Annotated in this window: 8 protein-coding genes; 2 read left to right on the forward strand and 6 right to left on the reverse strand. The window is 75.0% G+C overall.

Features of this window, described 5'->3' with window-relative positions:
* From HGCM_RS19925 to HGCM_RS10750, 4 genes are all read right to left on the reverse strand, one after another.
* Nucleotides 1-540, reverse strand: a 540-nt coding sequence (locus HGCM_RS19925; RefSeq protein ID WP_019136839.1) for an SNARE-associated domain-containing protein, incomplete at its 3' end; no start/stop codon positions are given.
* Between the two features lie 9 nt (nt 541-549).
* Complete coding sequence (locus tag HGCM_RS10740; protein ID WP_040399753.1) at nt 550-1,455, reverse strand: metal ABC transporter permease; 906 nt, start codon at nt 1,453-1,455, stop codon at nt 550-552.
* 14 nt (nt 1,456-1,469) lie between these two features.
* Nucleotides 1,470-2,258 carry a metal ABC transporter ATP-binding protein gene (locus HGCM_RS10745; RefSeq protein ID WP_019136841.1) on the reverse strand — a complete coding sequence of 263 codons (789 nt, stop codon included), beginning with the start codon at nt 2,256-2,258 and terminating at the stop codon, nt 1,470-1,472.
* The gene (locus tag HGCM_RS10750) at nt 2,255-3,196 is read right to left on the reverse strand and encodes a metal ABC transporter substrate-binding protein (RefSeq protein WP_019136842.1); all 942 of its coding nucleotides are present in this window, start codon (nt 3,194-3,196) and stop codon (nt 2,255-2,257) included. Before HGCM_RS10750 ends, HGCM_RS10745 begins: the two co-directional genes overlap by 4 nt.
* A gap of 173 nt (nt 3,197-3,369) precedes the next feature.
* Here HGCM_RS10750 and HGCM_RS10755 point away from each other — a divergent pair, with 173 nt between their 5' ends.
* The gene (locus HGCM_RS10755) at nt 3,370-4,755 is read left to right on the forward strand and encodes a glycine--tRNA ligase (RefSeq protein WP_019136843.1); all 1,386 of its coding nucleotides are present in this window, start codon (nt 3,370-3,372) and stop codon (nt 4,753-4,755) included.
* 182 nt (nt 4,756-4,937) lie between these two features.
* On the forward strand, nt 4,938-6,131 hold the full coding sequence (dusB, locus tag HGCM_RS10760; RefSeq protein WP_019136844.1) for a tRNA dihydrouridine synthase DusB: 1,194 nt from the start codon (nt 4,938-4,940) through the stop codon (nt 6,129-6,131).
* 6 nt (nt 6,132-6,137) lie between these two features.
* Here dusB and HGCM_RS10765 read toward each other — a convergent pair whose 3' ends face one another.
* Together HGCM_RS10765 and HGCM_RS10770 are read right to left on the reverse strand one after the other, a co-directional pair.
* Nucleotides 6,138-7,025, reverse strand: coding sequence for a carbohydrate kinase family protein (locus HGCM_RS10765; RefSeq protein WP_019136845.1), 888 nt, complete (start codon nt 7,023-7,025; stop codon nt 6,138-6,140).
* On the reverse strand, nt 7,022-8,479 hold the full coding sequence (locus HGCM_RS10770; protein WP_026075413.1) for an alpha-amylase: 1,458 nt from the start codon (nt 8,477-8,479) through the stop codon (nt 7,022-7,024). The genes HGCM_RS10765 and HGCM_RS10770 overlap by 4 nt, the downstream gene beginning before the upstream one ends.
* Nucleotides 8,480-8,536 lie beyond the last annotated feature (57 nt).

An 8,536-nucleotide genomic window follows, 5' to 3' on the forward strand; every position in this document is an offset into this window, starting at 1 on the left:
AGCGTCGGCGGCGTCGCGGCGGGCGCGCCGCAGGAGCCGCCGGCGCCAGACGAACCCGCCGACGACGAGCAGCACGACCGCGACGCCGAGGGCGGCCCACGGTGAGGCGGCGACGAGGCTGACGGCCGCGTAGAACGCCCCGAAGCCGACGGTGCCCCACACGACCGCCCACGCCACCGATCCCGGGATCGAGGCGATCGTGAACCGGCCGTAGGGCATCCGGATCAGCCCGGACGCGGCGAAGACCGCGGTCTGCAGGCCGATGGTCAGGTAGGCGGCGGTGACCGCGGGCGCGCCCCAGCGGCGGACGAGGTCGAGGCCCCGGCGGGCCGCGTGCGAGCTCGTCCACCGGTCGAGGTGCTCCAGCGTCGAGCGGTACCACTGCGGCGAGCGCGACGACGTGCCGACGCCCTCGGCGCCTGCGACGACGCCCCGCCCCGCCCAGTACGTCGCGTGGGACCGCACGAGGACCACGAGGAACAGCAGGCCGAGGGCCATGCCGATCGGCAGGGCGCCGATGCGCGCGAGCAGGGCCTCCACGCGTCGATCCTAGGCGGCGCGTCCCGGCTGTCCCGCCTCGCTGAGCTCGACGTCGTCGGGGAGGTCGGGGTGCGGGTCGTGCGGCGGCACGGGGCGGCGCAGCAGCGGCTGCAGCGCCGCCGCGACGGCGTACACGCCGATCGCGAGGACGACGATCGTGGCGCCGGGCGGGATGTCGTTCCAGTACGTCACGGTGAGCCCGACGACGCTCACGACGACGCCGATGCCGCTCGCGGCGGCCATCGTCCGGGAGAACGAGCGCGCGTAGAGCTGGGCGACCGCGACCGGCACGATCATGAGCGCGCTGACGAGGAGCAGGCCCACGACGCGCATGGCGATGGTGACGGTGAGGGCGGCGATCGTCGCGACGAGGATCGACAGCGCGCGCACCGGCAGCCCCGACGCACGCGCGAACTCCTCGTCGTGGCTCACGGCGAACAGCGCCGAGCGCAGGCCGACGCCGGTGCCGAGCACGAGCGCCGCCAGCGCGACCGTCCACCACAGGTCCGTCGTCGAGACGGTTGAGATCGACCCGAACAGGTAGCTGATGAGGCTCGCGTTGGTGCCGCCGGCGACCTTGATGAGCAGCACGCCGCCCGCGATCCCGCCGTAGAACATGAGCGCGAGCGCCAGGTCGCCCGACGTGCGGCCGCGCTCGCGGACGAGCTCGATGACGACCGAGCCGACGACGGCGGCCACCACCGCGCCGGGGATCGCGAGCGAGTCCTGGGGGACGAGGCCCGCCCACGACCCGACGAGCCAGCCGAGGGCGACGCCGGTGAGCGCGACGTGGCCGATGCCGTCGCCCATGAGCGCCATGCGGCGCTGGACGAGGAAGGTGCCGACGACGGGCGCGGCGGCACCGACGAGCACGGCGGCCAGCAGGGCGCGCTGCATGAGGGGCGCGGAGAGCATCTCCAGCAGGTCGCTCACGGGTTCACCTCCACCGTCAGGGCGGGCGGGGTCGGCGGCTCGGGGTCCGCGTGGGCGTGGGTGTGGTCGTGGTGCGCGTCGGCGTGGTCCGGCGCGGGGCGCGGCGGCGCGCCGTCGTGCGCGACGCGGCCGTGCCGCAGGACGACGGCACGGTCGATGAGCGGCGCGAACGGGCCCAGCTCGTGCAGGATCACGACGACCGTCGTGCCGGCGTCGTGCAGGCGCGCGACCGTCCGGACGAACGTCTCCTGCGTCGGCACGTCGATGCCCGAGGTCGGCTCGTCGAGGACGAGCAGGTCGGGCTCGCGCACCAGGGCGCGGGCGATGAGGACGCGCTGCTGCTGGCCGCCCGAGAGCTCGTGGACGCGCCGCTGCGCGAGGTTGGCGACGCCGACGGCGTCCAGGGCCGCGAGCGCGCGCCGCCGCCCGCCGCGCGGCGGGCGCAGCCGCCGGCCGGAGAGCAGCCCGGACGAGGCCACCTCCAGCGCGGTCACCGGCATCCCGCCGCCGGCGGGCATCCGCTGCGGGACGTAGCCGACGCGGGACCAGTCGACACCGCGGCCGAGCGGCTCGCCGAACAGCCGGACGCTGCCGGAGCTGGTCGGCACGACGCCGAGCAGCGACCGCACGAGCGTCGACTTGCCGGAGCCGTTGGCCCCCAGCAGCGCGAGCACCTCGCCGGCGCGCACGGACAGGTCCACCTCGCGCAGGATCGGCTGCCCGCCGAGCGTCACGGACAGCGCCCGCGCCTCGACGACCGTGGGGGGCGTGGACGGCGTGCTCACGAGCAGGACAATGCCACGCGCAGGGCCTCGAGGTTGTCGCGGGCCACGGAGAAGTAGTCGCTGCCCTCCTCGGTGACGCCCTCGATCGGGTCGAGCACGGCCGTGCGGACGCCGAGGTCGGCGGCGAGCGTCTGCGCGACCTTCGGGCTGACGAGGGTCTCGAAGAAGATCGTCGTGACGCCCTGCTCGCGCACCTCGCGCTCGACCTCGGCGAGGCGGGCGGGCGAGGGCTCGGCCTCCGGGTCGACGCCGGAGATGGCGACCTGCTCGAGGTCGTACCGCTCCGCGAGGTACCCGAAGGCGGCGTGGGACGTGACGAACGTGCGCTGCTCGCACGTGCGCAGCCCCGCGGCGTACTCCTCGTCGAGCGCCGTGAGCTCCCGCGTCAGCTCGGCGGCGTTCGCGGCGAACTCGGAGGCGTGCTCGGGGTCGAGGGCGGCCAGGCGCTGCTCCACCGCGGGCACGACCGCCGCCAGGCGCGTGGGGTCGAGCCAGAAGTGCGGGTCCAGGTCGCCGTGCTCGTGGCCGTCGTCGGCCGTGTGCTCCTCGCCGTCGTGCTCGTCCTCGTGCGCGGGCTCGAGGTCCACCACGTCCGCCGCGTCGAGCACGTCCTGCGGGCCGGTCTGCTCGACGGCGTCGTCGACGGCCGCCTGGAAGCCCGACAGGTACACGACGAGGTCGGCGCTCGAGAGCTTGGCGACCTGCGCGGGGGAGAGCTCCACGTCGTGCGGCTCCGCGCCGGGCGGCGTGAGCGACTGCACGCGCACGTGGTCCCCGCCGACCCGCTCGCTGACGAGCTGCAGCGGGTAGAAGGACGCGAGGACGTCCACCGTGCCCGGGGTGCCGGTGCCGCCCTGGCAGCCGGCGAGCACGAGGCCCGCGGTGACGAGCCCGGCGGCGGCCAGCGGGACGGTGGGGCGGCGGGGTCGTCGGTGCATGAGGACGATTCTCATGAAGATGAGAACCGTTGTCAAAACTCCGTCCGGCGGCGTGTCGTCGGGCCGGTAGCCTGGTCGGGCCCGTCAGGGCCCTTCCCACCGCCTCGGCAGCCGGCCGGGGCGTGCCGACCGCCCGCGGCACCCAGCCGCGGCGCCGAACCCAGGAGCAGCGCGTGGCCGCACCGTCCCGTCTCGACAACGTCGTCTCCCTCGCCAAGCGGCGCGGTTTCGTCTTCCCGAGCGGCGAGATCTACGGGGGCACGCGCTCGGCGTGGGACTACGGGCCGCTCGGCGTCGAGCTCAAGGAGAACATCAAGCGGCAGTGGTGGCGCTCGATGGTCACCAGCCGTGACGACATCGTCGGGCTCGACTCGTCCGTGATCCTGCCCCGCCAGGTGTGGGTGGCCTCCGGCCACGTGGGCGTGTTCACCGACCCGCTGACCGAGTGCCTCAGCTGCCACAAGCGGTTCCGCGAGGACCAGATGATCGAGGAGTTCGAGGAGCGCAAGGGCCGCGCGCCCGAGGGCGGCCTCGCCGAGATCGCGTGCCCGAACTGCGGCACCCGCGGCCAGTGGACCGAGCCGCGCGACTTCAACATGATGCTCAAGACGTACCTCGGCCCCGTCGAGGACGAGTCCGGCCTGCACTACCTGCGGCCCGAGACCGCCCAGGGCATCTTCGTGAACTTCAAGAACGTGTACTCCGCCGCGCGCATGAAGCCGCCGTTCGGCATCGGCCAGATCGGCAAGTCCTTCCGCAACGAGATCACCCCCGGCAACTTCATCTTCCGCACCCGCGAGTTCGAGCAGATGGAGATGGAGTACTTCGTCGAGCCCGGCACCGACGAGCAGTGGCACCAGTACTGGATCGACACGCGCACGGCCTGGTACACCGACCTCGGGATCAGCCGGGACAACCTGCGGCTCTACGAGCACCCGCAGGAGAAGCTGTCGCACTACTCCAAGCGGACCGTCGACATCGAGTACCGGTTCGGCTTCCAGGGCAGCGAGTGGGGCGAGCTCGAGGGCATCGCGAACCGGACGGACTTCGACCTGTCGACGCACTCGGAGCACTCCGGCCAGGACCTGTCCTTCTTCGACCAGGCGAAGGGCGAGCGGTACGTGCCCTACGTCATCGAGCCGGCGGCGGGGCTCACGCGCTCGCTCATGGCGTTCCTCGTCGAGTCGTACACCGAGGACGAGGCGCCGAACACCAAGGGCGGCGTCGACACCCGCGTGGTGCTCAAGCTCGACCCCCGCCTGGCGCCCGTGAAGGCCGCGGTGCTGCCGCTGTCCCGCAACGAGCAGCTCTCGCCCAAGGCGCGCGACCTGGCCGCCGAGCTGCGGACCGCGTGGAACGTCGACTTCGACGACGCCGGCGCGATCGGCCGGCGCTACCGCCGCCAGGACGAGATCGGCACGCCGTTCTGCATCACGGTCGACTTCGACACGCTGGACGACCAGGCCGTGACGATCCGCCACCGCGACGACATGACGCAGCAGCGCGTCGCGCTCGACCAGGTCAAGGGCTACCTGGCCCAGCACCTCGTCGGCGCCTGACCCGCCGCGCGACGCCCGTCCCCGCAGCGCGCGGGGGCGGGCGTCGTCGCGTCCGCATGGGCAAGACCGGCGGCCGCACGCGCGCGGAGGCCGTGCGGATCGCGCAGGAGAACGGCTGGCTGCTGGGCTGAGCACCCGGGCGGGGACGCGGGCCCGGCGGGGTCCGGTGCGACAATGGCGCGATGACCACGACTGCACCCGCGGCTCCCGCGCGCCCCGCCGGCGCGAGCGCGGTGCTGCCGCCGCTGCGCATCGGGCCCCTCACCGTGGACACGCCGGTGGTGCTCGCGCCCATGGCCGGCGTGACGAACGCCGCGTTCCGCCGGCTGTGCCGCGAGTCCGGCGCCGGCCTGTACGTCGCCGAGATGGTGACGAGCCGCGCCCTCGTCGAGCGCACGCCCGAGTCCTTCCGGATCATCTCGTTCGAGTCCGACGAGGTGCCGCGCTCGGTCCAGGTCTACGGCGTGGACCCGGCGACCGTGGGGGCGGCCGTCCGGATGCTCGTCGAGGAGGACCTCGCCGACCACGTCGACCTCAACTTCGGCTGCCCCGTGCCCAAGGTGACGCGGCGCGGCGGGGGAGCGGTGCTGCCGTGGAAGCGGGACCTGTTCCGCGACATCGTGCGAGCGGCGGTCGGTGCGGCGCGGCCGCGCGGCGTCCCGGTGACGGTGAAGATGCGCAAGGGCGTCGACGAGGAGCACCTGACGTACGTCGAGGCCGGGCTGACGGCGCAGGACGCGGGCGTGGCCGCGGTGTCGCTGCACGGGCGCACGGCCGCCGACTACTACTCGGGCACCGCCGACTGGGACGCGATCGCGACGCTCAAGCAGGCCGTCACCGACATCCCGGTGCTGGGCAACGGCGACATCTGGTCCGCCGAGGACGCCCTCGCGATGGTCGAGCACACCCGGTGCGACGGCGTCGTCGTGGGGCGCGGCTGCCAGGGGCGGCCGTGGCTGTTCGCGGACCTCGCGGCGGCGTTCGCGGGGTCGGACGCGCGCGTCCGCCCGGGGCTCGGCGAGGTCGCGCGCGTCGTCCGCCGGCACGCCGAGCTGATGGTCGAGACGTTCGGCGACGAGGGCAAGGCGCTGCGCGAGATGCGCAAGCACATGGCGTGGTACCTCAAGGGGTACGTCGTGGGCGGCGAGGCGCGCGCGGCGCTCGGCCTCGTCTCGACCATGGCCGAGCTCGACGAGCGGCTCGCGGCGCTGGACCTCGACCAGGCGTACCCCGGCGAGGCGGCGGAGGGCCCGCGCGGCCGCGCCGGCTCGCCCAAGCGGCCGGTCCTGCCGTACGGCTGGCTCGACTCCCGCGAGCTCTCCGACACGTTCGCCCGCCAGCTGCACGAGGCGGAGCTGAGCGTCTCCGGCGGCTGACCGTCGTCAGGGGCGCCGCAGCCTCACGCGGCCGGCGAGAGCCGCCACGTCGGCAGCCGTCACGTCGGGCGCGCCCAGGTCCGGCGTCGACACCGCGAGGGCCCCCGCGGCGGCGGCGTGGCGCAGCGCCTCGCCCCGCGGGCGTCCCGCGAGCGTCGCGGCGAGCAGCCCCGCGACGAAGGCGTCCCCGGCGCCGTTCGTGTCGACGACCGTCGCGGGCGCCGCGTCGACCTCCCACCAGCCGTCCGCGTCGAGCGCGAGCGCCCCGCGGGCGCCCCGGGTGCAGACCGCGAGCGCCGTGCCGGCGTCGACGGCGGCACGCAGGTACGCGCGCGGGTCCGGCGGGCCGTCCTCGCTCACGACGAGGACGTCGGCCGCCTGGACGAACGCGCGCGGGTACGACCCGGAGCCGTCGTCGTCGTGCACGTCGCACCAGACGGGGACCCCGGCGGCGCGGGCGCGCTCGAGCAGGGGGCGGGAGGACTCGGCGAGGTCGAGCACAGCGGCGTCGGCCGTCCGGAGCGCGTCGAGCACGCCGGGCGCGGGCGCCGGCGGCGCGGCAGGCAGCTCCAGGTAGACGGAGAGCCGCGACCCGTCGTCCGCCATGAGGTTGAGGTGCTGCTCGGTGACCGGCGCGGGGGACGTGAGCAAGGTCAGGCCGCGGCGTGCGAGCGCGGCGCGGACGAGCGCGCCGGGCTCGTCGTCGCCGAGGACGGTCGCGAGGGTGACGTCGACGCCGAGCGCCGCCAGCGTGAGGGCCTTGCCGGCGGACGTGCCGCCCAGGCCGCGGCGGTGGCCGCGGGCGAACACCGTGTGCGAGCGCGCCTCGGGCAGCTCCTCGACCGCGACGAGCGTGTTCCAGGACGCCGGGCCGTTGACCAGGACGCGGCTCACCGGCGCGCCGCCGTGTCCCAGGCGCGGGCCGAGCCGGGCGGCACGACGACGTCGACGCGGCCGTCGGACACCCGCGCCTCCTCGCACCCGGAGGCCACCAGCACGTCGCAGTAGCGGCCGTCCGGGAGGCTCGTCGTCAGCGTGGCCGTGAGCGGCTCGTCGCCGGCGTTGACGACGACGAAGCCGCGCTCGCCGCGCCCGAGGGCGACCGCGTCGCCGTCGGACCACGCGTCGACCACCGGCGCGTCGCCAACGGCGGCGCGCCACCCGACCATCCCCGCGACCTCGGGCCACCGGTGCTGGCACACCCAGTCGCCGTCCGCCCACGCCCGGGCGGGGCCGACGTCGTCGGCGCACGTCGCGTCCCGCACCCGGCCGTCCTCGTCCTGCGGCGGACCCGCGTCCGTGTCGCCGAACGCGTACCCGGACAGGACCTGCGGCGTCCCGTACGTCCCGGCGAGCATGAGGACCTGCGCGAGCGCGTACGCGTCGCCGTCCTGGTACGAGAGCGTCGAGCCGTTGCGCTCCGTGTCGTGGTTGTCGACGAACACGACCGCGTCGTCGGAGGGCACGTACCGCGCCCGCGCCTCACCGAGGGTCAGCGCCAGCCGGGGGGAGCCGGCGAGGACGCCCTTGAGCTCCTTGCCGTAGGTGAACTCGTACACCTGGCCCGCCCCGAGGTAGTCCTCGGGCTGGATCGGCTCGTTGCTGCCGCGGATGACCTCCTGCGCGACGCCGGTGCCCTCCGGGAGAGCGCCGACGATCGCGGCGACGTCCTCGGCGGCCATGTGCTTCGCGGCGTCGATCCGGAAGCCGTCGACGCCGAGCCCGAGCAGGTCCTCCAGGTACGCCACGATCGTCGCGCGCACGTGCGCGGACCCGGTGTCGAGGTCGGCCAGGTCGAGCAGCTCGCAGGTCTGGACCTGCTCCGCGTCGAGATAGCTCGCGATGTCGTCGTCGGGCGTGAGACCGCAGTGGTGGAAGTCGACCGGCTCGTAGAGACCGGGGTAGCGCTGGTGCTCGAAGCGCGTGCCGGCCCAGCCGACGCCCGCGTCCTGCGCGGTCATGTGGTTGACCACCGCGTCCGCCCAGACGTCCACGCCGGCCTCGTGGCACGTGCGCACCATCGCGGCGTACTGCTCCCGGGTGCCGAGCCGCGACTCGACCCGGTAGCTGACCGGCTGGTACGCGGTCCACCACGCCTCGCCCCGGATGTGCTCCTGCGGCGGGGAGGTGAGCACCCAGGCGTAGCCCGCGGGGGCGAGGTGGTCGGTGCACTCCGCCGCGATCGCGTCCCACGTCCACTGGAACAGCTGCACGCCGACGTCACGCCCGGTGCCGTCCGCGGCGGGGGACGCCTCCGGGTCGAGCGGCGGCGGGCCACCGGTGCACGCGCCGAGCGCGAGGGCGGCGGCCAGGACGAGCGGCGCGGCGAGACGGCGGGCGGCGGTCACGGTGCTCCTGGGGGTGGGAGGGTGCGCGCGGGCACCCACGGCGGACGTCGGGGCGCC

It is taken from the genome of Cellulomonas massiliensis JC225 (assembly GCF_000312005.1).
In the GTDB taxonomy this organism is placed as follows: domain Bacteria; phylum Actinomycetota; class Actinomycetes; order Actinomycetales; family Cellulomonadaceae; genus Cellulomonas; species Cellulomonas massiliensis.

Coding starts and splice junctions, on each gene's coding strand:
- HGCM_RS10740 (WP_040399753.1), bottom strand. CDS start 1,455: ATGCTCTCCGCGCCCCTCATGCAGCGCGCCCTGCTGGCCGCCGTGCTC.
- dusB (WP_019136844.1), top strand. CDS start 4,938: ATGACCACGACTGCACCCGCGGCTCCCGCGCGCCCCGCCGGCGCGAGC.
- HGCM_RS10750 (WP_019136842.1), bottom strand. CDS start 3,196: ATGCACCGACGACCCCGCCGCCCCACCGTCCCGCTGGCCGCCGCCGGG.